Raw genomic sequence first — 24,208 nt, 5'->3', positions numbered from 1 at the left:
TCATGCAGCATATTGTTTCCCATTACCAAACCCGCAAAAGAAATAAAGCCTTTGCGGTTATGACGATACTCGCTATTCTCATTTTCATCGCGTTTATTATCAGTATGAACACAGGCTACATACGGTTGTCACCAAGCGATCTGCTGATGACGCTGATCGGTTCTGGAACAGACAAACAAAGCTTGATCTTGTTTGAATTCCGCTTGCCGCGGATTGTCATCTCTCTCCTGATAGGGGCAGGACTTGCGGTATCCGGGTGTATTATTCAAGGGATTTCCCGCAATGCATTGGCCGAACCCGGTATTTTAGGGATCAACGCTGGTGCTGGCTTGATGGTGATGCTGTTCATTTCGTTTTATCCATCTACGTCTGCCGCACCTGTTTTTTTGCTGCCTGTGCTGGCTTTGTTTGGAGCCAGCGTGACAGCAGCGCTGATCTTCGTATTGTCATATAAGAGACACAAGGGATTGTCTCCGACACGGATTGTATTGACGGGGATTGCCGTAGCGGCTGGGATGAGTGCCGCGATGATCGTCTTGACGCTGAAGCTGAGTCCGGATAAGTACCAGTTTGTGGCGACTTGGCTCGCCGGTAGTATTTGGGGGACCAACTGGAAGTTCGTTCTTTCGTTGCTGCCCTGGATCGCCATTTTAATCCCCTATGTTTTTTACAAAGCACGTGTCATGAACGTGCTCAATTTGGGAGAAGAGTTGGCGAAAGGCTTGGGTGCACCCGTTGCCAAAGAGCAATTGAAGCTGCTGGCTGCCGCAGTCGGGCTTGCTGCTTCCTGCGTGGCAGTGAGTGGAGGCATCGGTTTTGTCGGGTTGATCGGTCCGCATTTGGCCCGCAGACTAGTGGGGCCAAAGCATGAGATGCTTTTGCCTACATCAGCGCTGGCGGGTGCGCTATTGGTCATCGTGGCTGATACCATCGGACGCTGGATCATGCAGCCGTCAGAGATTCCGACTGGTATTGTTGTAGCTGTTATCGGTGCTCCGTATTTCTTGTACTTGCTGGCACGTTCAAAAGCATAGTTTCGCAAGTTGTGATTTGGCGAGCGTTCTCCCGTGTAGTTACGAGGAAGACGCTCGTTTTTGTATACAGCGAAGTGGAGATCAGTCAATTTTGGAATTGAAAAGGGGGAAATGTTGGAGGACAATGAGGGGGAGAAGCAACCGCCTTGTGTTTGCTATAATAACAGCATAAGCATGTATCGGGACGAGAAGGAGTAAAGGCATATGATCGATCGATTCGACCACTTGGTTTTGACGGTAAAAGACATCGAAGCAACCTGTCACTTTTACGAAAAAGTCCTGGGAATGAAGGCTGTAACCTTTGGCGATGGCAGGAAGGCCCTGCACTTCGGCCAGCAAAAAATCAATTTGCATCAAAGCGGACAAGAATGGGAGCCAAAAGCGATGCATCCAGTTACAGGCTCCGCTGATCTATGTCTTGTCACATCGCTTCCACTAGAGCAAGTCATCCAGCATATTCATGCATGCGACGTCCAAGTGGTGGAAGGACCTGTTCAAAAAACAGGTGCCATTGGGCCGATTCGTTCGGTGTATTTGCGTGATCCGGACCATAATTTGATCGAGGTTTCTCAGTACTTGCCACAGGAATCAGGGGCGGCTTTCCTTGCTCCTGCCATCAAGGAGATTTCCAAGAGATTGCAAGAACGTGAACGAGGGACGAGTGGCGCATATAGTGTCTTGCTCCCGCTCGTCAAAGTGGCTGACAACCAGCTCGGCATTTTATTTGAAAAAAGAGCCAGCACCATGCGGCGACAGGCGAATGAGGTTTGTTTTCCGGGAGGGCGAGCTGAGAAGAGCGACGAATCACGTTGGGCGACGGCTGCTCGGGAAACAAGCGAGGAGCTGGGTATTCCACTTGATCAGATTCATTTTGTAGGCGAACTGGATCAGGTAATTGGGCCAGGCTCTTCTATCATTACGCCCTATATTGGATACGTGGAAGGAATTCCAGATATGAAGCCGAATCCAGACGAGGTCGGAGAGGTCTTTATCCTTCCGCTTGATCGGCTGTTGGCAACACAGCCAGCGAAGTATCTTTCCTCTGTCATGACCGAGCCCGAAGAGGATTTTCCTTATCATCTGATCCCGGGTGGCAAGCGATATCCGTGGCGAAAAGGGACAGTCGAGCATTTGTTTTACGAGGTGGACGGGCGTGTCATCTGGGGGTTAACTGCCCGGGTGCTGGCTCAGTTTCTTGAATGGATTCGCAACGACGACCCATCAACTAGTAAACAAATATAGAGGAGTGGAAAACCATGTGGACAAGTAATCCTTTCACTTCGCGTTTACATTTAAAATGGCCGATTATTCAGGCGCCAATGGCAGGGGGGGCGACCACACCTGCCCTGGTAGCCGCTGTCTCAGAAGCAGGGGGACTCGGAACGCTCGGTGCGGCGTATATGTCTCCTGAGCAGATTCGTGAAGCGATCAAGTCCATTCGGGCGTTAACAGACAAACCGTTTGGCGTGAATCTGTTTATTCCGGAAGATTTCGATGCCGACCAGCCGATAGCAGAAAGCATTGCCCAGGCAATGAATGATGTGCGAGATCGATTGGGCATCCCGCTCAATCCAGATGTGACGCAATTTACAGAGCCGTTTGCTGAGCAGATGGCTGTCGTCTTGGAGGAACAGCCCGCCGTTTTCAGCTTTACCTTCGGTGTCCTGGATCATCGCTTGATGGCAGAGTTGAAGCAGCGGGGAATCACTGTCATCGGAACAGCGACAACCGTTCGCGAAGCGATTACATTGGAAGCGAGCGGAGTCGATATGATTGCCGCCCAAGGCAGCGAAGCAGGCGGGCACCGTGGCTCCTTTTTGCCGGATTCACCAAGCAATATGATTGGAACAATGGCGCTCGTCCCGCAAATCGTGGATCGGGTAAAGATTCCCGTAATCGCGGCTGGAGGGATCATGGATGGGCGAGGGATCGCAGCAGCACTCGCGCTCGGGGCACAGGCGGCGCAGCTCGGAACGGCTTTTCTGACGTGCAAGGAGAGCGGAGCACATGCCCTGCACAAGAAGACCATTTTGGAAACGAGCGAAGAGTCCATCGTGATGACACGTGCTTTCTCTGGAAAATGGGCAAGGGGCATTCAAAATGAGTTTATGACAACGCTCGCCCCACTTGATCACGAGCTCCCGACCTATCCGGTACAAAATGCCCTGACCAAAGACATTCGAGCAGCTGCGGGCAAGCAGCAGCAAAGTGCGTACATGTCGATGTGGGCAGGGCAGGCAGCTCCACTCAGCCGGGAAATCAGCGCGAGTGAGCTCGTTGAAAGGCTGGCAGCGGAGACGACGAGGATTTGCAGCAATCTGGGGCAATCCCAGTAGAATAAATGCACAAAGAAAGCCACGCGAAAGACGGAGGAAATCAAAGTGAACCAGGAATACGCTCTCAAGGGGAAACTTGTCGCAGATGGACAGGAATTGCATAATGGTCTCGTAGTCGTGGGAAATGGAACGATAACCTACGCTGGCAAGGCTGATGAGTATGGAAAAGCTTTGCCAGATCATGTGGTGACCGTAGAGGATGGCTGGATTTGCCCTGGATTCGTCGATATGCACATGCATGGGATTGACGGTTACGACACGATGGACGGGACGCCGGAATCACTTCAGGCCATCTCGACTGCGCTCGCGCGGCATGGGGTGACGTCTTTTTTGGCGACGACGATGACGGCTCCTTATGATCAATTGGAGCAGGTGCTGGTAAACATCGCGCAGAACAGCAGGGAAGGGATTCCGGGGGCACAAGCGATCGGCATCCATCTGGAAGGTCCGTGGATCAATCCTCGTTACAAGGGAGCGCAAAAAGAAGAAAACATCGCGATTCCCAAGCTCGATGCCGTGCAAAAGCTTTACGGGCTATCTGAAGGTCTGATCAAGGTCGTGACGATTGCGCCTGAACAACCGGAAGCACTTGAAGCGATTGCATGGTTAAAAGAACGCGATGTCATCGTGTCTGCTGGACATACAGGCGCTACGTTTGCCCAAGCGACGGAAGCGGTAGATGCGGGCGTGCGCCATTTTACACATTGCTTCAATGCCATGACAGGACTGCATCATCGGGAGCCGGGTGTAGTGGGCGCCGCGATGTATCATGAGCAGTTGAGCACAGAGCTGATCGCAGATGGCATCCATGTGCATCCAGCAGTCATGAAGATTTTGTATCGGGTCAAAACGGCTGAACGTCTTGCTCTCGTCAGCGATTCCATGCGGGCAGCCGCGATGGGCGAAGGGACGTACGACCTTGGTGGACAAGAGGTTCACGTCCACGACAATCAGGCAAAGCTCGCAGATGGAACACTTGCTGGAAGTATCCTGACGCTGAATCGGGCGGTTGGCAACATGGTGACGCTGAGCGGTGTCTCTTTGCCAGATGCAGTGGAAATGGCTTCCTTAACACCAGCAAGCATCCTAGGCATGGGTGAGAAAAAAGGGCGTCTAGCAGTAGGGTACGATGCTGATATCACGGTTTTGAATACACAATTTGACGTGACAATGACTTTTGTAGCAGGTAAAGAAGTTTACCAGCAGTCAAAGTAGTTTCTTATTTGAAAAAAGCAGTCCAAGGTCGACCTTGGATTGCTTTTTTAGCGTGAAAGAATAAAGATGTCCTCGAACGGTTGTGGTCGGGGAGAAGCCCTGCCACATGTTTTCCAGTCGCCTATATCCTCTCTACGATCGGGCGGTCTCCTTCCAAACATGTGACAGGACTTCCGTACAGCTTTTGTCTTCTGCCTGGTTTACACCGTTCATGATCGTCAACTCAGGGAGAACTTTCATAACGCCTTCTTCCCCCTCCACAGCTTCTTCTTACAACTGCTGCTGCACCACATTCGGTTGAAACCATATTTTATGAAAGTCCAACCAGCCCGACGAATTGATCGACACGCCTCGTAGAGACTTGTGAAATGACGTAAGGGTCTTTTTCTGAACTAGATACAAGACAGCATAGTTTTCCTTGATCATGGCTTCGATCCTGGCGAGATGGTGCTCCCGAGCAAGCCGGTCTGGCTCCTGAAACGTCAAGCAAATCTCGTTGCTGATCGCCCGAGCCAATGCTTCATCGAACGCGGGGAGAAAGTAATTTCTTTGCAAATACATCTCCAGCTCGCTAATTTGATCGCTGCTAAATACATTGCCGTACAACTGGCAGTCATGTTCAGGCAAACAATCGCGATTCGAAAACTCCCATGGTTCTCTCACGGCGACTTCCAGATTAATGCCATAATCGCTGCATCGTTGTTGAATCCATAGCGCATCTTCTTCATGGTAGGCTGTGGTCACGAGACGTAATGTTTCTCCCTGATAGTTGCTTTCCTGTAGCAGGGACATAATTTCAGCATGGCAGAGCTGCTCGTTCTCTCTCGCTCTGACCTCCCTTAAAACAGGGTGATACGTGCGGAAGCCCTTTGCAGGGTAGATGCGATCACCGCCCAAATCGTTAATCATTTGATCCCGATCGATCAGCTGATCAAGTGCTTGGCGAAATTTGAGGTGATTGTGCGGGCCGCGCTTCCACTGGTTAAAAACAAGCAAATTGCAGCAGGAAAAAAACGCCTCCTTATCGCACCAGTCCTGTCCGTCCTGAATAACGACCTCCTTCAATGCTTGTGCCTTCGACTGGACCCCGTGCGACACCATCACTGACGCCCAATTTGGTTCCTTTAGGCGCCCCATATCCAACTCGGGGAAGATCAAAATTTCCACACGATCCAACTGCGGTCTCGAGAAAATGAGCTGGAAATGCCTCTAGAATACAGATCCCCTCGTCAAGGCGGGTCAGCTGAAAGGGGCCGGTTCCCATTGGCTTTTCTCCAAAGCCTTTCTCATCCTGCCGAACGATTTCTTCTGGAACAATGCTTGAAGGAATCGTTGCCAATAGCCGCATCAGCAAGTAATTCGGTTCTTTTAGCAGGATGCGTACGGTTCGCTGGTCCATAGCCTCAATCAGTTCTATGTCACGAAACATCCAGCTTGCTTCATACGTATCTGGATGAAAACGTAGTCGATTCAAGGAAAACACGACATCATGGGCAGTCAATTCCCGTCCATGGTGAAAAAGCACGTTCTTTTTCAAATAAAAGGTCCACTGCTTTGCATCTGGGCTGCTTTCCCAAGAATGGGCGATGGAAGGCAAAATAGATCGACTGTTCTGATCATAATGGACGAGCGTATTGAATATCTGTCCCGCCAAATGGGCATCGAAGTGATAATAAGCGTGACCAGGGTCCAGCGTCACAATCGTGCGATACACCGGAAAGCGCATGATATCTTGGGAACGATTCGATACTGAGTGGCGTAAGAAGCCCATTCCTTCCGAGAGCCAATCCATGATCTGGTCTTTGACGTCTGCTTTGCCGTAGCGATTCATGAGCTCCATCGCTTCTTTGACGTCTCCCTTGTCTATTTGCAGCTTGACCTCGGCGAGGAGAATTTCATCGGAATCAGCATGAAGTGTCATGACTGAGACATTCCCTCGGCCGCGTCCCGCCTTCCATTCGACCCATTCTAGCTCGACTAGCTTACGGACAATCAGCTTGGCGTAGCGAGGCGTACAGTGCCAAATCCCAGCCAGCTTTTCGATGGTGACAGGGAACGGTTTCCTGAGTTCTTCTTGATGAAAAAACGAACGAAGCTCTAAAAAATGCAGAACGGTAACCATGCAGGCCCCCATTTCTCAGATAAAAATGCATGCTCAAAAAGGTGATCGAATTCAATCAAATCGAACCCTTTTTCCCCTTTTTCTAGTTCCATATACTGAAGATAACACGAGAGATAACAAACGGGAATGGGAAAGAGAGATGGGGAGAATGAGATTTCATCCGGTGGCATGGGGTGTTATTATCGGAACCTTTTTGTCACGCACAGGCTTTTTTATGACGCTTCCGTTTTTGGGCATTTATTTAGGAAAGGTAAAAGGAATTGATCCGGCGATCGTTGGCTCGATCCTCGCACTTAGCTTGCTGGTCGGAACGATTAGCAGCTTTGCTGGGGGAGCACTGTCAGACCGATTGGGCAGATATCCAGTGATGATCACTGCGATGGGAGCTTGGAGCATCGTCTTGATCGGATTCATTTTTGCGACGGAGACGTGGATGTTCTTTGTTTTAAGTGCTTGCAACGGCCTTTTTCGAAACGTATTTGAGCCGACAGCCAGAGCCCTTTTGGCAGATGTCACGTCGGATGATCAGCGGGCAGCTGTTTTCAACGCCAGGTATTTCGCGATCAACCTAGGTGGAGCAATCGGTCCGTTAATCGGTTTGCAACTAGGCGCAGGAAGCACATCTTTGTTGCCATTCCTCGTTACAGCCATCATTTTTGCCGTGTACGCAGCATTGTTGGTAGTATTTATGGTTATATTCAAGGAACAGCTGAAGAAGGACGTGGCTGCTGATCCGGTCACCATGAATCAGATGGCACGCATTGTTTTTACAGACAAAGTATTTCTTTACTTGTTGCTCGGGAATTTGTTCGTTGCTGGGGCCTACTCACATCTGGACACCACACTCTCTCAGTACATTGGACATGATCGGATAGAGGCGTATTCCTTTTTATTTGTAGTGAATACCATCTCGGTTTTAGCGCTTCAATATCCGCTCGCGAAGTTTATGAAGCGGTACTCATCGATGACTGCGTTGAAGCTGGGCTGCCTATTGTTTGGGGTGGGGCTGTTCGGCTTCGGGCTATTTACGAATTTGTTTTGGCTCTCCGTGTCGATGGTGGTATTTACGATCGGCGAAATCTTGTGCTTTGTCGTCGGAGATATCCTGATCGGGGAGATCGCTCCCCAGCATTTACGTGGAGCGTATTACGGCGCCAGCGGCTTTGCCTTCCTCGGACAGAGTGTTTGTGCGTGGATCGGCGGGGTGTTGCTCCAGGTACTCGGCTTTGGACAAGGGCCGATCATCTTCGCCATCCTCATGCTGTTGACCTTTATCGCGCTTCCGTTCTATCAACGCGGCCAGTACTTATGGGAGCAGCAGCAACATCAAAGAAAAAGCTGTGAAAAATCTTCACAAGTTAGTTGTTCTTCTGGATGACTCCCCACATGTTTCCGCTCGGGTCAAAAAACTTGAGCACCCATCCGAAGCCATCGTTTTGGTAGTGGGTAATCGAGACTTCATGGGCCTGCAAATAATCATGGAGTGCATGCACATCGGAAGTGGTGTACAAAAAGACAGGCATGGGTTGATGATCAACGGTAAAGGTTGTGGACGTCTGCTCATCCGTTTCCCATATCATCAAGGTGGGCCCCGCAGACAGAGCAAGAAAAGCGGAAGTACGATACCGCGCCTGTAAGGAAAAGCCAAGGTGATTGCAATACCAGACAATGGCCTCTTCCAAATTTTTCACGGGAACTTGTACGTGAAGCAACGATTCCAAATGTGCCATGATCAATCATTCCCCTCTCTATACTTTTTCTTTATATTGCCAGAATCCCCCATCTTTCGTTATCATTTTTTTTGAGAGGAAAGATAGGGGAGGCCATGACATGGGACAGGTAGAACGGGAAAGAGGTCTGAAAAAAGGCACAATCCTGCAAAAAGCTTATCGGATCAAAAAGACCATTTCCACAAGTGAGCTGTCGAATGTGTATGTGGTCTACCATATGAAAAGCAAGCGGACACTCATTCTCAAAGAGTTTTTCCCTCAAGCATTAGCTATGCGAGATTTGGATCACGTGAAGGTCATTTGTCGCAGACCGTCGTTACAAACCAAATTCGATATGCTGCTAGACAGCTTTTGGCAAGAGGCGGCCCTGCACGAAGAACTGAATCATCCAACTATCATCGGGTACATCGACCATTTTGCCGAAAATGGCACAGGCTATCTCGTCGTGGAGTATTGTAAAGGGAAGACGCTGGATGAATATGTATTAGCCCAAGCCGAGCTTGATCTGGGAGCATTTTTGCATCAGACGGTACTTCCGGTATTTGACGGATTGGACTATTTGCACAAAAAAGGCATCATTCATCGCGATATCAAGCCTAAGAACATCTTAGTCACCGAAGCTGGTCAGCCTATGCTGATCGATTTTGGCTCCGCGATCTATTTCGTGAGTGATGAACCTAAGCCGATTGTGACGACAGAAGGGTATTCACCGCTTGAGTTTTACTCGGGTCAATCCAAGCAAGGAGTAATCTCGGATATTTACAGTCTGGCTGCCACGCTGTATTACTGTCTGACCAAAGAGCGTCCCATTGATGTGGCGGCAAGAGTGATTGAGGATCGCTTGCCATCACTTCGAACGATCAACCCTGAGGTTCCGCTTCTCCTGGCGAATGTCATTATGTGGGGATTGGCTGTCGACTCGAAAAAAAGATGCCCCACACTCAAACTGTTTGCGACAGCGATTCGTGCGGAGCATCTGATTGGGAAGGGAAAGGCGCGCTTCTCTCTTAGGAAGCTTCCTCACTAGACGTTTTCTTAAAGCGAATTTCGATCTCGGTCATCCGATCCTCGAAGGTCACATACACCTTGTCGTTGTATTGGAGGACGAGCTTTTTATGTCGGGGCATGGCTTCCTTGCCCCGCTCAACTGTGCAGTGACTATGATTGACCAAGAGCAGTGTCTGATTTTTTCCTGGCTGGAAGTAAATCTTCTGCGCTTCGGGCAAATGCTCATTTACATCCAAACTGGTGAATAGGTCCTGCAACGTAATCCGCTGTTTCTTGCCCAAGGAGGCGAGAGGCCAAAACTTGACAGGGATGTCATTGCCGCTTGCCGTGTGCAGGAAATACCCCTCCAGACGACCCGCAAAGGCAGGTTTGGGACGTGTAAGCAGGTAAACACCATAGCCGATCGCTGCTACGAGCAACACAATCATGCCGATGGTGATGTAACGATCCCATACTGAGTGCACGGTAATGACGAGCGGTCCTGTGACACTTGCTCCTTCCGCATCCGTGGCGGTGATGGTGATTTCTGATGTGCCACTTTTCTCTGGTGAGAGCTTTAGAGCCGCGTCTTGAATCGTAGCGACAAATCGTTCGTCTTGATCAGCGGTGACGATGGTATAGGTCAGCTTGTCGTTATTGGCATCCGTGAAGAACGAACCCAAATCGATAGCCTGCTCACCGTTTTCCTTCTCGATCGTCAAGGTATTTACCGAGGCAGCAACAGGCGCGATATTCGTGATATCAAAAACGCTCGTAGCCGTCTCGCGATAAAAGTCCGGGCCATTCATAAAAATTCTCCACTCATACTTGCCCGTGTGAGGGAAGACGTAGTCGACTGTAAAGCTATCGCCAAGGTTCTTCATCGGGACCTTTTCTTCTTTTTTCCCCACGAGATCGGTTACGATCAGTTCTGCTTGCATGGATGCGTACACATCCTTGTCATCCAGTCGTTTGCCACCATCCAGATGGTGGAGATAGGTAGTAAACGTAGCAGGATTCCCTTTGATCACAGGTTCAGGCTTGACCTCTACACCAGCCATCAAGCTGTAATTCCCTAGTAAATTGATTTTCACCAAATCCCCGGGTTTGCCTCTGAATTTTACGAGATAGTTTCCCTTCTTCGGCTTTTCTATTTTCATCAGGGAGTATTTTTTTGATTTCATAAAATGCACATTTTGCGATTGATAGTACACTTGCGATTCCAGTAGCGGATTGTTCGACAATAGGATAATGTTCGCTTCCTGCATGCTGCTGTTAGGAATGGTAACGGTCACTTCCTGCAAGCCACCGGTAGCTGTCATGGCCGCCACTGACACGAGCTGTGATTGAATATGCTTGGCAAAAATCTGGTTGAAGATTTCGGGCAGATCATCCGTACTTTGTGTGACAAAGGAAGTTCCGCCTGTTGCCTCTGCGATTTTTTTCAATTGATCCTTTTGGACGGAGCCATCGCTATTGAGGCCAATCGTATAGATCGGATAGCCTTGCGCTTTTGCTTTTGCGATAGCTGTCTCCACGTCCTTGTTGGATGCTGCCAAACTCCTGCCACCCGCATTTTGCCGCAAATCTGTTCCCCCGTCTGACAGAAGGATCAAAAATGGCTTGCGAGCCGGGTCCTTTGCTTTTTCAATCATATCTGCCCCTCTGCGCAACCCGAGTCCCAAATCTGAATACCCAGAGTAACGCAACCCTTGAATGGTTCGCTTGAGCTGTTCCCGATTTCTTGCTTCGGCCATATTCGATAGTGATTGAGCTTGTACAATCCGATCATTATAAGCGACAAAGCCAATGCGGGTACGCGTGGCTTCGCTCATATCAATGAACATACTCATGACCTCTGCGGCTGTTTTGCCAGGGTCCGTTTTGTTCATGGAATTACTCGTATCAATGACAAAGACCGCGTCTACTCCCGCATCTGCTGTTCCATTTGCCCCGGCAGTAAGAGGGGCGGACAAGAAGAGCATGGGAAGGAGCAGTCCAATGACCACCATTCGAAAAAGTGGCGGCAGAGAGAGGGTTGACTGACGATTTTTGTACATACATTCACCTTTTTCTGAAAAAAATTTTAAAAGTTCATACCTTACTAAAATGGGACGATTTACCTATAAATGTTTGTTCGTATAAAAGATCGGTTACGTATTGCCGATGTATATAAAAGTTAATAACACCCATTTTTGTAAATATGAGGGGAATGTATAATACTCCCCAGCGGCAACTAGGGAGAAATATCTATCAGTCCTTGTGCTTCTTTCCTAGTAAGAGAGTGGACAAGGCTGTGCTTATCACCATTTTTTCGAAGAACTAGGAAAGGAGACTCTGTGTCTTCAGCATAAAACGAGAATCCAAGAAAAGGAAGATTCGTGGAATAAAATGGGTCTAAATACTGAGAATGGTCTTCGGGGTATAGGAAAATTGTCGCAATCTGAGGAATGTTGACAAATTATGCGGGCTACGTTTAATTTAGAGGCAAGATTTTTTTGCTTGTTTTTGGTATAAATGTCACGATTTTCATCTTCCTTCGAGAAGTAGGACTCATCATCTATCAAGTAGGACTAAGTGGTTATGCAGACAACAGAAAGGGGCCATTTATGGACATTATTAACCAGACCAACCGAACCATGCTGTTCGAAGAGATCAACCCGGAAAAATTGGACCTGATCACCATTGTTGGAGATGTAAAAGGCATCGACAGTCTCAGTGACGACAAGATCAAGGAGATCAACGAGCACCTCCTCGTGCGCAGCTTCGATGAGTTTTTGGACAAGTTCTCCCCGAGCGTGTATTCCTTCTACAATGCAGCAAACCAAAAAGTGATGTACACCTTGAAAAAGCCTGACGGAATTGCAGAGGATGCGATTTCCGAGATCAAGATCGATCAGAGCAACGACTTCTTGAAAATGCTGTTTACCCTGATTGATACGAAGCGCAGCCAAGGAATCACCAACGTGGATTTCAAATTCGAGAATTTGCTCGATATGATTTCCCCGAAAAAAGTGATGGATGACATCCGTCAGGTGCGCAAAGAGATTCACTACTTGTACGGTCATTACGAAAAGCTCGATGATGGCGATCCGAAGAAGCTCGATCTCGGTGACAAGCTGAACACGATGTTCGAGGATGCCAGCAAAAACTACAACAACGTCATGGCGATGCTGCCGCTGGCGATTGAAGATATCAAAACACGACTGCTCTTGGGCGGCGCACAAGAAGAGAACCAATCCGAAGCGATTCAGATCGGGATGCTGACGATTGGGGAAGATGGAGAACTGAAGATCATCGAGGCACCGAAGAGTGACAGCCGCGAGCTGATGGTTCTCGATGAAAACAGCGGAAACGGGCTGATGAACGTTTTCGAAGAGGATTACGAGTCGATCACAGAGACGCCATCCTCCTATGTAAAAGATCTCGTGGTGCGCACCTTCTGCCCGCTGCCGACGGTGCATACCGAAGTCAACATTGAGACAGAAGTACAGAACTACAATACGTATCTGGAGTTTTACAAAAACGCCAAGGACGACTTCGTAAAAACGGTGAAGCCTTTGGTTGAGAAAATTTTGGGCGTGAAGATGTTCTTCGATCAGTACGTGACCAAGAACAAAGGCATGCAGCCAGCGATGCTGATCACGAATACGAAGCTCGACATGCTCGTGAAGTCCAGCAACATTCCACGTCTGGAGACTTACCTGAACACGGTCAACGCGAAAAACGACTTCACGGATACGATCTGGTTCGGAATCGTTCCATCTGTTGATATGGATTCCGCCGGAAAAGCACAAGTGACTCGCGAGCGTTTCCGTGGGAACGAAAAAGTCGTCAAGCAGGACGGCAATACGATGGAATCGCTCACCATGCTGCTCCAAGTCGTCAAGGACTTCAAGGTACAAGTGTTCTTCAGCTTCAGTACAGGTGAAGAAACGACCTTTAACAGCATGGCGACTGCAGGTATTGATAAATACATCGACAAGTGCGGAATCCTGGTGCGCAAAGAATTCAGTGAATTCGCGATCCCGAGCATTCCGAACTTCACGATTATTCCGAAAGATAAATCAGGAGTTGTCATCGACAGCAGAATGCTGCAAACCGAAGACGGCGTGAAGCTGTCCCAGGAAAAAGAAGACATCCTGAAGCTGTGGATCGAGGGTGTTTATGTCGGTGCCAGCTATGTAGCTGCGGGTGTCGTGGCAGCGTACCAGTGTCCAGAGTACTTGCGTGAGACATTTAAAGTGGTTAGCCGCGAATATCCGGGTGTGCGCTTTGACATCGAAGCAGGTGAAAATGGACTGCGCGCTATCACCACAATGGCCAAAGAAATCTCTGGCTTCACGAACAACATCAAAGATTCCATTAACCGCAAAAACTTTGGATTCGTCTTCTCTTCGGAAAATGCACAAATCCAAGGCAAAGATATCAAGCGCATTACGGTGTACAAGGCACGCAGCCTCGCTATGGCAGAGGACGGTTTTGATTCCATCTACAAAACACTGGTCAGCACCTATATCGAGCGGATTCTCCGCTTCCAGACTGGTGATTTCAAACACGACAACATCGTGAAGTTCTTCAGTAACAATCCGAGCAGCCAAAAAAGCAAATGGCTGGGCACACGCGGCTTCGTGAACTCCATCATTCACGATGGGGATGACATGAGCTACATCATCGATGACAAGAGCAATCTGTGCCATATCGATCTGGTGTTCAACGGCAATGTGAAAAATCTGGAGGTCACCATCACCAAAGGAACGACTCCGGTCAAAGCATAGCATTGATCCCCTGGAGAGCTGTTTATGAAAATTTTTGACACATTACGCAGGTGGTTAGAGGTGTGTTTCCCAAAACGCACCCTTACACATAAGCCTCGAAGCCAATCAGGTATTTCGAGAGCAAGATTTCATTTCAAGGAGGTTTTATACATGGGTTTTCGACTCAAAGTAGAAGGTTCTGAAACAATTGAGCTGGGCATGGACAACATTCAGACAGTAAAGTACGACACTGACACGCCAGACGATTCCAACGCGCGCTCCACAGATGTGGGTGCAACACTGAGACTGACTGGCAAAATCATCACTGCAACAGATGGTGACAGCGCGGATGACACCATGAAGCTGGCTCTCTGGTCTTTGGTACCAGCAGAAAAAGCGGATTGCTACCGCAAAGTTACACTGGAAGTAATCGCTGCTGATCAAGTGATCCGCAAAATCTACTTCCCGAACGCATTCGTAGTAGATTACAACGAGAGCTTTGGCGATACCGAGGGTGTAGGAACATTCAGCATCTTCATCAAGCAAAAGAAAGACAAAACCGAATTCACCAAAATCGAAGGCGGCTACGCTGTTTAGGTTTTGAGCGAAGTAAGGTAGGAAGAGCCGTACCTCGAAAGCCGTGTTCGAGGTACGGCTCTACAAAATAACCAAAACCAATGCCAGACAGAGGGTGCATGCATGAAAAATTATTACGAGATTCTGGGGCTAACCAAACAAGCTTCCACGAATGACATCAAAAAAGCATACCGTCAGCTGGCAAAGCAGCATCATCCGGATGTCAATGCCGGGAGCAGTGAGTCAGAGCGAATCTTTAAAGAAATTACCGAGGCCTATCAGACATTGCAGGACCCGGCCTTGCGCGAGGCGTACGACGCGCGTTATGAAGGTTTTCAGCAGAAGAAACAACAACAGACCAGTCATACAAATAGCACAAAACAAGGGAAAAGCAAACAGCAAGCACAGTCTGCGCAGGGTGTGAACTTCGAAGATTTGGGGAGCACCTTTGAACGATTTTTTGGTTTTCATCCGAAGACAGGTGAGATTAATCCAAACACCATGAAATCCGAAAAGAAAAATCCACTGGATACAACGGATATGTTTGAACAGTTTTTCCGAATGAAGAAAAAATAAGATGGAAAAATCGGGCTTGGATGACAGCTCTTTCATGACATAGAGGTAGTAGCAACCTGCTCCTGTCTTTGGATGGATGTCCATACATACACCATTCGCCCAAAGCTCGGAGCATTTTTCTTAATAGGAAGTTCAAAAATTCGTCTTTTGATCACGAAGTCATTCTCGAAGTTAATTCGGCATCGAAATTTACGTTCACCTTTGAAGTCCGGTGCTCATGTAGGTCCCCTACACTGCGCTCCTCCTTCTTCAGGTTCACGTAACTTTCTCGGTGCTGAAAAGACAAATTTTTGAACAAGAGCATTTTGAGGTAGTTGATTGGGGGTAAAGATGTGGCGAGAAAAAAAGGATACCAAAAGTCCATCAGAGTGAAGCTCATAGAGCTGCTGATTTCCATTCTTGTGATTAGTGCACTCATTTATGTCTTTGGTTATACGGACAGCAACACTCTGAAGATTATTACAGGAATTGCCTTCGGACTCTTTTTGTTCGGGGTCATTATCGTCAAATTCGGAAGCCCCGACGAACCGGAGCCAAAGAAAGAGGATGGCGTCACCAAACTGGTTCTATTAGATGAAGAGGGAGAGAGCGTGAAGGAGTGGCTCATCCAAGGGGAGACATCCCTTGTGATCGGCAAAAGCTCTGCGCAAAACGAGGTCGACATCGACTTGGCGGACGCGGAATACGCTGCCTTGATCAGCAAGCAGCATGCGGTTCTGAACCAAGCGTCCGGGAACTGGTTCATCGAGGATATTCATTCCAAAAACGGCACAGGCATCAAGCAGCCGAACAAACGCGACAAGAGCAAGCTGGAGATTGAACAGCCGCATAAAGTCAAGACTGGCGACATCATTTACATAGCCAATACCCGCTTGTTGCTGAAATAACAACGGGGTAAACAGCGCTTTTACACACATACATATCGTCCTTGCACGGAACGAAACGGGGGAGCAGAAGAATGAGTTTGACAAGATGCGCGAATGGTCACATGTTTAGCACCAGAAAACACGGAAGTACCTGCCCATATTGCAGTATGGTCGTTGAGCCTGGGGCAAAACCTGACAACAAAGCACCAGCGAGAGTGGCAGAAGACGATAAGACGATGCCGTACCTGGGAGAAACAGAAGGGATTGAGCCTGTTACCGGATGGCTGGTATGTATTGAGGGGCCGCAGCAAGGTCAAGATTACCGCATTATGGCGGAGAAGAACTTCATCGGTCGCGCAGAGGACATGCATATCCGGATCGTTGGAGACAATACGATCTCTCGCCGCAATCATGCGGTAATTGTCTACGATCCGAAAAAACGCAACTTTTACTTGCTCCCGGGTGATGCGTCGGGGCTTGCCTATCATAACAATGAAGCAGTGTACACACCAGTCGAGCTTACTGCGTACGATGTGCTTCAGCTCGGAAAGAGTACCTTTATTTTCATCCCGCTATGCGGTGTTCACTTCGAGTGGGACAACTCCAACAAAGGCAAGGAATGATGAGCATGTTTCAACAGGGCGCAATCCCCTATCTGGTCGTCCTTGGCGTGATCATTGCCATTACTCTTTTGTTTCGTCTACGTGCAGCTTTGATCCGGCAAGAAAAGAATCCTGTCATCCAGATCGGAAATGGACAGACGATCGGCAGACGAGAAGAACAGGATGATTACTTTTCTACAGCAACATCGTCTCATGGGACGATTGCGGTCTTGGCTGATGGAATCAGTGGACTGGCTAACGGCAGACTTGCTTCAACGCTTGCCGTGACTACATTTATCCGCGAATTTACAAAGCTGGACAACCCGAAGCACATGTCTCTCTTCTTTTCCCGGGCTGCTTCTCTTGCCAATTCGGAGATTTTGCAGGCGCTGAGAGGAAGTCGGGGTGGAACAACGCTGGTCGCTGGCGTAATCGTAGAGGACAAGCTGTACTGGGGAGCAGTTGGAGATAGTATCATTACCGTTTTCCGGAATGGAGAATTCATTCCGATCAATCAAAAAGACATTTATGAGTCGGTGCTGGAGGCGCGCTTTCTGTCCGGCGAGATTACGAAGGACGAGGCGTTGGAGCATCCGCAGAAAAAACAGCTGATCAACTACTTGGGCTACGACAACTTTCAAAATATTGAAATAGGACGCGAGCCGTTTCCGCTTGAGCAGGGAGACAAGGTCATTCTGTGTAGTGACGGCGTCTACGATACGTTAACCGAGATGGAGCTCGAGCAGATTTTGTTCCAAAAAATCGCTGCCCATGACGCGGCTGACCAAATCATTGAAGCGGTGGAAAGCAAGCAAAAAGCCAATCAGGACAACGCAACCATTCTCATCCTGGAAAAAGGCTGGTAACGGGGGAGCGGGTAGTACGAATGAGAAAGGACAACAGTGAATTCATTACCGGGTTTCTATCCGAATCAGGCAGCTTCGTTCGCAACAAGGATTACTTTGCCTACGCCGAGCTGGATGATATTGCGTGCTGGGTAATCGCCCGCGGATTGGACAACGATCAGGAAGTGGAGAGTGCAGAGCTGGCGGCCAAAAGCGTTCTGGGCTACTTTTTGCAGAAGCCGTCCATTTCGCGTTATCGCATTCGCCGCTATTTGCAGGAGGCCCATCGTGTCCTGCAAGCCGAAAGCCATCGTGTCAGACTAAAGGCGAGCTTGACAGTAATCGTAACGGACTATGCCAGAGTGAGGTACGGTGTCGCTGGTAACACCCGGCTGTATCAGTTTCGCAATGGCCGATTGCAATGGCAGAGCAAGGATCAGAGTCTTGCCCAACAGATGGTGGATGGGGAGGAAATTGCAGAGGACGCGCTTGATCAGCATGAGGAGCGACATAATCTCTTGAGTTATTTGGGGACACCCAATGAATTTCGCCCGTTTATCTCCAAGAAGTTTCCGCTGTATGACGGTGATGTTTTTCTGCTTGCCACTCCGGGTCTGTGGGAGAAGGTGAATCCGGCCGAAATGCAGGACGGGCTTCAAGAGGCGACAGATCCTGAAACATGGATCGATACGCTGGAAGACGTGGTTTTGAGCAAGCAAGAGCATGTCGTTCAAAACTACACGGCAGCCGCTATTTTTGCGAACAAAGTATTCAAGACAGACCCGCAAAAAAAATGGCGAATAATCAAACGGGTGGCACTCATCCTTCTCGTGCTTGCCTTGGCTGGAGGCGGGGCTTTGCTATTCAAAATGAAAGAAGCGGAGCGCATCGCGGATGCTGCGACAGGGATGTTCGAGCATGAAACAGCCGGAGACGCTTTCATTGCGGAGAGCGATTATCCGAAAGCACTCAAATCGTATAGCGATGCCCGAAATGCCGCAAATATCGTTAAAAACAAAGTTCAGGCTGCTCTCTTGGCGAAAAAAATCCGCATTACACAGCTGATCGTGGATGGAGATACGGCTGTAAAAGATGAGCAGTTCGCCAAAGCATTGGATAAGTACGACAAGGCGCTCAAGGAAATGAAAGGGCGCGAAGATTTTAACCAAGCGGAGATTTTGGAGAAGAAAGAAAAGACGCAATCGTATGTACTCGTCATGCAATGGAAAAAGGAAGGCGATCTCTTGTTTGAGGCGCAGGATTACGCTGGTGCAGAAGCCTATTACCAAAAGGCGCGCAAGCTGGCGTTGGAAACGTCTTTTGTAACAGGAGAAAAGGAGCTTCGCACCAAGCTGGACGAGGTAGCTTCCAAAAAGACCGGCATTGATAAGGAAAAGAAGACGCTCGACGGCGACAAGCTGGAGAAGCAAGGCGACGAGAGCTATGCGGCGCAAGACTTCGAGGGAGCGATCCAATCGTATACGCAGGCGCAGGAAATTTATCAGGAGATTGGTGTGCTGGAAAAAGTTTTGGCGATGGAGCGCAAGGTGACAAAGGCAGAGGAGAAGCTGAATCCCCCTGCTGCTCCACCTTCGGCAGGTGCTCCAGCAGGCCAACCTCCGGCAGCTCAGGTGAATCAAACGGCACCAGTTAACCAGACGGCACCGATTATCCAAACGGCCCCAGTTAACCAGACAGTCCCAGCGAATCCGGTGGCTCCAACGTATCAGCCAGCTCCGGCGCCCCAAGTTGCGCCGACCAATCAAGCAGTCCCGCCAGCCGAGACAGCTCCGGTGACTCAGCCAGTTCAGCCACCACATGCTAATCCACCAGCTACAGCCAATCCGACACAGGAGGAGGCAGCGAAAACGCCATGAAAGAGATCGTACTGGATCGCTTGAACAAAATGGAGGAGCTTGAACAACGCAGGTTGCTCAAGCAGATCATGAACGGTGTCTTCCTCAACCTGGTCGAGTATCAGGAGGAGATGCAGAAGAAGCTGGAGGAGCGTGTTTTTTCTGAGATCGAGGACAAGGAAGATAAGCTTGACATATACGTGACCCTCTGCCATCGCGATGATTTTGACCCGATCCATGAGTATTTGTACCCGATGATCCCTGGCGATGAGGAGAAGAAGATATGTGATCGCAAAGAGTTGGCGGTCAAGCTCAGCAATCAGGAAGAAGCGGTCATGATGACGATCTTTTTAGAGTGTGAGTACGACAAGATACAGGCGCTGATGATGAGCAAGCGAACCTTCAAGGGTCGTCTGACCACGGCAGGCAATCACTATCCAATCGAGGTGCGCCTCCAACAAAGTCGTGTGTATATGGATGAGCTGGAAAAGCTGTACAACATGTTTCAAAAGAACGGGATGCCGTGGAAAACGGTGAATCACCCTTACGCCAGCAAGTTTTTCGATGTCATTCTGGTTGCCTGTGAGGGCACGTTTACAGAAGACGAAGAGATACTGGAAATGTCGATTACGCTCGATGAGTGGGAGCCTTACAAAAAGCTGGACGTGATCCCGTTGTGGAACATCGAGCGATTGGCTTTAAAAAACATCGGCTTTCCTGTACCTGCCATTGACCGGGTGAACTTCGAGCATGTCCTGTCGTTACGCAAGACGGGCAGTGAGCACGGGTATTTAGTAGATGGGGATGAGGAGCTGATCCGCTACATCAAGCGTTCGCCGGAAGAGCTGACGATTGTTTCGCCTCAGGAGAAGTCGGGAGTTTGGAACGTATGCAAAATTACACAGCCTGTCACGACCCGAATCGGAAGACTGGATTACGAACTGGTGTCCAATCGTCGGAAGAACAGCTTTATTGGGAGCTATGCGCGGAAGCAGGCGTTGACCGTACGGGCCAAAGGAGAGATTATCCGAATCGTCCATTCCTTTGAAGCCGCTGAACAATTGGAGCTAGTGAATGTGGAGATTCGGGACAAAAACAATCGCCTTCCCGCTACGTACGGCTTGAATCCGTTCATTAGCGATAACGTCCGTGTAGAAAACGACAAGAAGATCATGGCTCTCGGCTTTCGGAGACGCGGGGCGAACAGCTTTCTTCTCCAAGACATGATGAGCTTCCTCGTCTCCGAGGTTCAGATGTATTTTCCGGAATACAAGTGTGAAGGAGAATGGGCTTGAATTACATCTGGGATTTGGTTATTCGAGCAAAACGCGTCGGGATCGCCCAAAAAGACATCCAGTTCCAAGCGGCCAAAGTGTATTCGCCCTACATGGAACTGAGTCATGAGGCCATCAACGCCAAAACGGTGGACAAGACTGTAGAAGTCAATCCGTACTACCGCTTCGATGATATTTTCCGTGACCTTTTCGACGCGAATTACTCGGACGATGCAGAGCTTCGGCATACCTTGTTTGATATCATCATCCATTTGCTGGCTGAGATTGATCTGTCGCAAGGGATGAACAAGCGTGAATATCACATCCGCTTTGTATTGCGCGACTTGGAAGCAGGGCTGTTCGGCAGTCGGGTACAGGAAAATATCCGACTTTTTACCAAAGAGGAGCGAGAGATTATCGCGGGCAATATTTTGCGCTTGTATGAGACCGGTGAAGCCGTGTATCTGCTCAAGGATACGATGCGCAAAATTTTCTCTCACTCTACCATTTACGCCAATTGCGAAGAAAAGGATGAACTGCTGATTTACGTCGGGCAGTCGGAAAGTGAAACGGCACATGCGAAGCTCGCTTTAATCAAGGATATTTTTCTACCGGTTCGGTTCCATACAGAGATTTATTGGCGAAATCATTTCGGCATTTTGGGTGTCGAGGAAACGATGCAAATCGACAGTGTTGCACTGTACTAGAGGTTTTTGACCGATTGACCCCAACGAAGGTCGGGAGAGAGGAGAGTTGGGATGACTACCTATTCATATAAGCTTCATCTCCAAAAAGGCAGCGGGGATGGAAATCAACGCAATTATCCAGGCGAAGCGACCTACACACGGGACGAGCTGATGGAGATGACGACCTTTCAGCTCCGCAATATTTGCTACAAGGAAAAACTGGTCGGCTCTGTCGTGAACAATCTCGATCGGGAGGGACTGCTGCAAACGCTTCTGCGTTTTCGTGGGGCAGAAGAAAACCTTCTGATTGAGCGGGCTGTTCCAGGTGGTATTGAACGCCTCGAAGCTGTACTCCACAAATATTTAAACACACCGATGCCAGGTGTAGATGCGATCAAAATTCCAGCGAAGATGTGCTTGTACATGGGTCTCGCCATTGACAGGCTGGACAACTATCGCGTCGAATCCTCCCAGGGCTTGTCCGAATCCAATGTGCTTTTGGTGAATGACCATATGGAGCTATGTGGCATTCTGCATCTGCATAAAGACAAAGACGATAGGAGAGCGGGGCATTTTACGCTGCACGCTCACCAGGATGCGCCATTGAGAAAAACCGTCAATCAAAACTACAGCCTGCTCTTTTTTCGCAAGCAGGATTCAGAGTATTTGTACAAGGCGTATCATCAGGACCATCCGTTGCCGCCTGTCAATCTCCACTACTACAAAGTACCGGTGAATGACCTCGAGATCAGGGAATTGGAAGAAACAGATGCCGTTCTCGCGATTGATTTTGGTACCTCCTCGACGACAGCGGGTGTTTTTCTTGACCATCAGTATGTCAGCTCCCCTTCTAGCAACGACTTGTTGAATGGACGCATACGCTTGAATGCGATCAATTACGTCTCTTTCCCCGATACAACGCAAAAGAACGAGGAATGGATCGAGGTGCTACCCACGGCTGTCAGCGTGGCGGATTGCTCCTCCCCACATGACGTTCGTTTTCACATCGGTTATGAAGCACTGCGGCACATGAAAAAGAACGGATACAGCACGAACGCGACCGTGTTTCAAGGCATCAAACGCTGGGTGAACAGCTATCACAAGATCGAAGAGGTCATGGACAGCCAAGGGAATACCGCCACTGTGAAACGAAGCGATATCCTGCGCCAGTACCTTCTTCACGTCATTCAAATGGCCGAGCATCAATTCAAATGCCGCTTTCGTCATCTGCATATCACAAGTCCGGTCAAGCTGAAAACACAGTTTCTTGAGATGTTCACCGAGATTTTGCCTGAGTATCGCATCGAATCAGAGCACGCCCTCGATGAAGGAATGGCTGTCCTGTTTAACACGATTGCGGATCAAATTGACAAAAACAGCTTTCTGGACGGGGAAACGTATCAAGCGCTCGTCATCGATTGCGGCGGAGGAACGACGGATCTGTCATCCTGCCATTTCCGGATTGAGGATGGACATATCTCCTATCGCATCGATATCGATACGACCTATGAAAACGGCGACACCAATTTTGGCGGCAACAACATTACGTATCGCATCATGCAATTTATGAAAATCGTCTTCGCGGACTATTACGGAAAAGGGCGGCAAGTGACCGACATCGACCAGATCATCGACATCCCTGGATCGGAAATATTCCGGTACGTGGATGAATACGGCGTCGACTCCATCTATGAACGCTTCGCGACGAGATATCGGGAAGCCGAGGCGATTTTACCGACTCGCTACAAGGAGTACGAGAACAAAAGCCGGGACGAGTATCAGCGTGTCCGCAACAATTTTCACTTTTTGTGGGACCTTGCTGACCACATGAAAAAAGAATTTTTCCGTCAGACCGGCATTCTGCGCAATCGCTTCACATCCGATACAGAAAATCGTCAAGAGCCTGATCTAAAGCTGACGGCAGTCGAGCGATGGGTGTTGTCGATACGGGAGGATGGTCGCTTCCGGGATGTGTTTGATTTTCCGGATGTCGTCTTCAACGCCAAAGAGATCAATCACCTGATCAAGGCGGACATTTACGAGATTTTGCGCGTCTTCTTGGACGATTTTTACCAACAGGGAAGGCTGGCTGACTTCTCGATCATCAAGCTGACTGGGCAGTCGTGCCGGATTGATGTTTTCCGTGAAGCCCTCAAAGAGTTTGTCCCTGGACGCAGTATCGAGTTCCGGCAAAAGTCGGAGGATGCGGGCAAGGTGCCAGACCTGAAGCTGTCTTGCTTACGTGGAGCACTGCGCTATCAAAGTGCCAAAAAGGCAGGCTTCATCGAAGCGCAAATTACGAATCATGCGCCGATCGTCCCGTATTCCGTGACCGCCTTCACTCATAACAAGCAAGAGAGAGTGCTTATTCACAGTCAGGAAAAGCTGAGTCTCGTGCATGGCTCTATCTCGCGTCCCTACGGCGTGAGCGAAGTCGAATTTTATCTCAAGGAAAATGACGGCCAGCTGCGCCAGCGGTACTTGTACATGGATGAGCCTGCTCAATATAAAAACGTGTTGTATGAGGACATCGCAAGCAAGTACGGAACGCATATCCCGCAGGATGAGACTGACTCGATTCAAAATGGCGAGTCGAAATACTTCGTTTTTGCGAGCGGCAGTGAGTGGGGATTCCATGTCGTGCCAGTAGCTCGTCTGAATGAACAGCTTGCTTTGGGAAAAAAGGTTTTCTTTGCTTTTGAGAGTGACTTGTCCGAGCTGGATTTCTTTGACGGGATGAAATGAT

The 24,208-nt window shown here is 49.0% G+C and carries 18 protein-coding genes and 1 pseudogene; 16 read left to right on the top strand and 3 right to left on the bottom strand.

Annotation, left to right across the window (positions count from 1 at the left end; all coding sequences use genetic code 11):
* The first annotated feature begins 2 nt into the window (after nucleotides 1–2).
* The 4 genes from ACQ5DJ_RS08770 (at nucleotide 3) to nagA (ending at nucleotide 4,585) form a co-directional block, all read left to right on the top strand.
* Entirely contained in the window at nucleotides 3–1,034 is a 1,032-nt protein-coding gene (locus ACQ5DJ_RS08770; RefSeq protein ID WP_429842104.1) for a FecCD family ABC transporter permease, read from the top strand.
* A gap of 204 nt (nucleotides 1,035–1,238) precedes the next feature.
* Nucleotides 1,239–2,276, top strand: coding sequence for an NUDIX domain-containing protein (locus tag ACQ5DJ_RS08765; protein ID WP_429842103.1), 1,038 nt, complete (start codon nucleotides 1,239–1,241; stop codon nucleotides 2,274–2,276).
* A gap of 14 nt (nucleotides 2,277–2,290) precedes the next feature.
* Complete coding sequence (locus ACQ5DJ_RS08760) at nucleotides 2,291–3,370, top strand: NAD(P)H-dependent flavin oxidoreductase (RefSeq protein WP_429842102.1); 1,080 nt, start codon at nucleotides 2,291–2,293, stop codon at nucleotides 3,368–3,370.
* A 45-nt stretch (nucleotides 3,371–3,415) separates the two neighbouring features.
* A complete protein-coding gene (gene nagA / locus ACQ5DJ_RS08755; protein ID WP_429842101.1) occupies nucleotides 3,416–4,585 on the top strand; it encodes an N-acetylglucosamine-6-phosphate deacetylase in 1,170 nt (389 codons plus the stop codon).
* 270 nt (nucleotides 4,586–4,855) lie between these two features.
* Here the strand turns inward: nagA and ACQ5DJ_RS08750 are convergent.
* Nucleotides 4,856–6,707 (bottom strand): annotated as a pseudogene (locus ACQ5DJ_RS08750) (ABC transporter substrate-binding protein).
* Nucleotides 6,708–6,855: 148 nt separating this feature from the next.
* Here ACQ5DJ_RS08750 and ACQ5DJ_RS08745 point away from each other — a divergent pair.
* Entirely contained in the window at nucleotides 6,856–8,085 is a 1,230-nt protein-coding gene (locus tag ACQ5DJ_RS08745; RefSeq protein WP_429842100.1) for an MDR family MFS transporter, read from the top strand.
* Here ACQ5DJ_RS08745 and ACQ5DJ_RS08740 read toward each other — a convergent pair.
* On the bottom strand, nucleotides 8,066–8,437 hold the full coding sequence (locus ACQ5DJ_RS08740) for a VOC family protein (RefSeq protein WP_392429161.1): 372 nt from the start codon (nucleotides 8,435–8,437) through the stop codon (nucleotides 8,066–8,068). The genes ACQ5DJ_RS08745 and ACQ5DJ_RS08740 overlap by 20 nt on opposite strands.
* Before the next feature lie 100 nt (nucleotides 8,438–8,537).
* Here ACQ5DJ_RS08740 and ACQ5DJ_RS08735 point away from each other — a divergent pair, with 100 nt between their 5' ends.
* On the top strand, nucleotides 8,538–9,464 hold the full coding sequence (locus ACQ5DJ_RS08735; protein WP_429842099.1) for a serine/threonine protein kinase: 927 nt from the start codon (nucleotides 8,538–8,540) through the stop codon (nucleotides 9,462–9,464).
* On the opposite strand, the gene ACQ5DJ_RS08730 is transcribed toward ACQ5DJ_RS08735, so the two are convergent.
* Nucleotides 9,445–11,484 (bottom strand): VWA domain-containing protein, encoded by a 2,040-nt coding sequence (locus ACQ5DJ_RS08730; RefSeq protein WP_429842098.1) that lies wholly within the window; start codon nucleotides 11,482–11,484, stop codon nucleotides 9,445–9,447. The two genes, ACQ5DJ_RS08735 and ACQ5DJ_RS08730, sit on opposite strands and share 20 nt — an antisense overlap.
* 549 nt (nucleotides 11,485–12,033) lie before the next feature.
* Here ACQ5DJ_RS08730 and ACQ5DJ_RS08725 point away from each other — a divergent pair.
* The 10 genes from ACQ5DJ_RS08725 (at nucleotide 12,034) to ACQ5DJ_RS08680 (ending at nucleotide 24,207) form a co-directional block, all read left to right on the top strand.
* Nucleotides 12,034–14,202, top strand: a complete 2,169-nt coding sequence (locus tag ACQ5DJ_RS08725; protein ID WP_106834274.1) for a transcriptional regulator — start codon at nucleotides 12,034–12,036, stop codon at nucleotides 14,200–14,202.
* A gap of 150 nt (nucleotides 14,203–14,352) precedes the next feature.
* Nucleotides 14,353–14,778, top strand: a complete 426-nt coding sequence (locus ACQ5DJ_RS08720; RefSeq protein WP_015892720.1) for a hypothetical protein — start codon at nucleotides 14,353–14,355, stop codon at nucleotides 14,776–14,778.
* 102 nt (nucleotides 14,779–14,880) lie between these two features.
* Complete coding sequence (locus tag ACQ5DJ_RS08715) at nucleotides 14,881–15,333, top strand: J domain-containing protein (protein ID WP_429842097.1); 453 nt, start codon at nucleotides 14,881–14,883, stop codon at nucleotides 15,331–15,333.
* 332 nt (nucleotides 15,334–15,665) lie between these two features.
* Nucleotides 15,666–16,220: an FHA domain-containing protein gene (locus tag ACQ5DJ_RS08710; protein WP_429842096.1), complete on the top strand. Its 555-nt coding sequence runs from the start codon at nucleotides 15,666–15,668 to the stop codon at nucleotides 16,218–16,220.
* A 71-nt stretch (nucleotides 16,221–16,291) separates the two neighbouring features.
* The gene (locus ACQ5DJ_RS08705) at nucleotides 16,292–16,822 is read left to right on the top strand and encodes an FHA domain-containing protein (RefSeq protein ID WP_327948879.1); all 531 of its coding nucleotides are present in this window, start codon (nucleotides 16,292–16,294) and stop codon (nucleotides 16,820–16,822) included.
* 5 nt (nucleotides 16,823–16,827) lie between these two features.
* Nucleotides 16,828–17,667 (top strand): PP2C family protein-serine/threonine phosphatase, encoded by an 840-nt coding sequence (locus ACQ5DJ_RS08700; RefSeq protein WP_429842095.1) that lies wholly within the window; start codon nucleotides 16,828–16,830, stop codon nucleotides 17,665–17,667.
* Between the two features lie 20 nt (nucleotides 17,668–17,687).
* Nucleotides 17,688–19,523 (top strand): serine/threonine protein phosphatase, encoded by a 1,836-nt coding sequence (locus tag ACQ5DJ_RS08695; protein WP_429842094.1) that lies wholly within the window; start codon nucleotides 17,688–17,690, stop codon nucleotides 19,521–19,523.
* On the top strand, nucleotides 19,520–20,797 hold the full coding sequence (locus tag ACQ5DJ_RS08690) for a normocyte-binding protein (protein ID WP_429842093.1): 1,278 nt from the start codon (nucleotides 19,520–19,522) through the stop codon (nucleotides 20,795–20,797). The genes ACQ5DJ_RS08695 and ACQ5DJ_RS08690 overlap by 4 nt, the downstream gene beginning before the upstream one ends.
* Nucleotides 20,788–21,483 (top strand): iron-dependent peroxidase, encoded by a 696-nt coding sequence (locus ACQ5DJ_RS08685; protein WP_429842092.1) that lies wholly within the window; start codon nucleotides 20,788–20,790, stop codon nucleotides 21,481–21,483. Before ACQ5DJ_RS08690 ends, ACQ5DJ_RS08685 begins: the two co-directional genes overlap by 10 nt.
* Nucleotides 21,484–21,534: 51 nt before the next feature.
* Nucleotides 21,535–24,207 (top strand): molecular chaperone, encoded by a 2,673-nt coding sequence (locus ACQ5DJ_RS08680; protein WP_429842091.1) that lies wholly within the window; start codon nucleotides 21,535–21,537, stop codon nucleotides 24,205–24,207.
* The last annotated feature ends 1 nt before the right edge of the window (nucleotide 24,208 follow it).

This window comes from Brevibacillus sp. FIR094 (assembly GCF_050477165.1).
In the GTDB taxonomy this organism is placed as follows: Bacteria; Bacillota; Bacilli; order Brevibacillales; family Brevibacillaceae; genus Brevibacillus.
The sequence above is the reverse complement of the archived record's forward strand: the minus strand, read 5'-3'. Positions and strand labels throughout refer to the sequence as shown.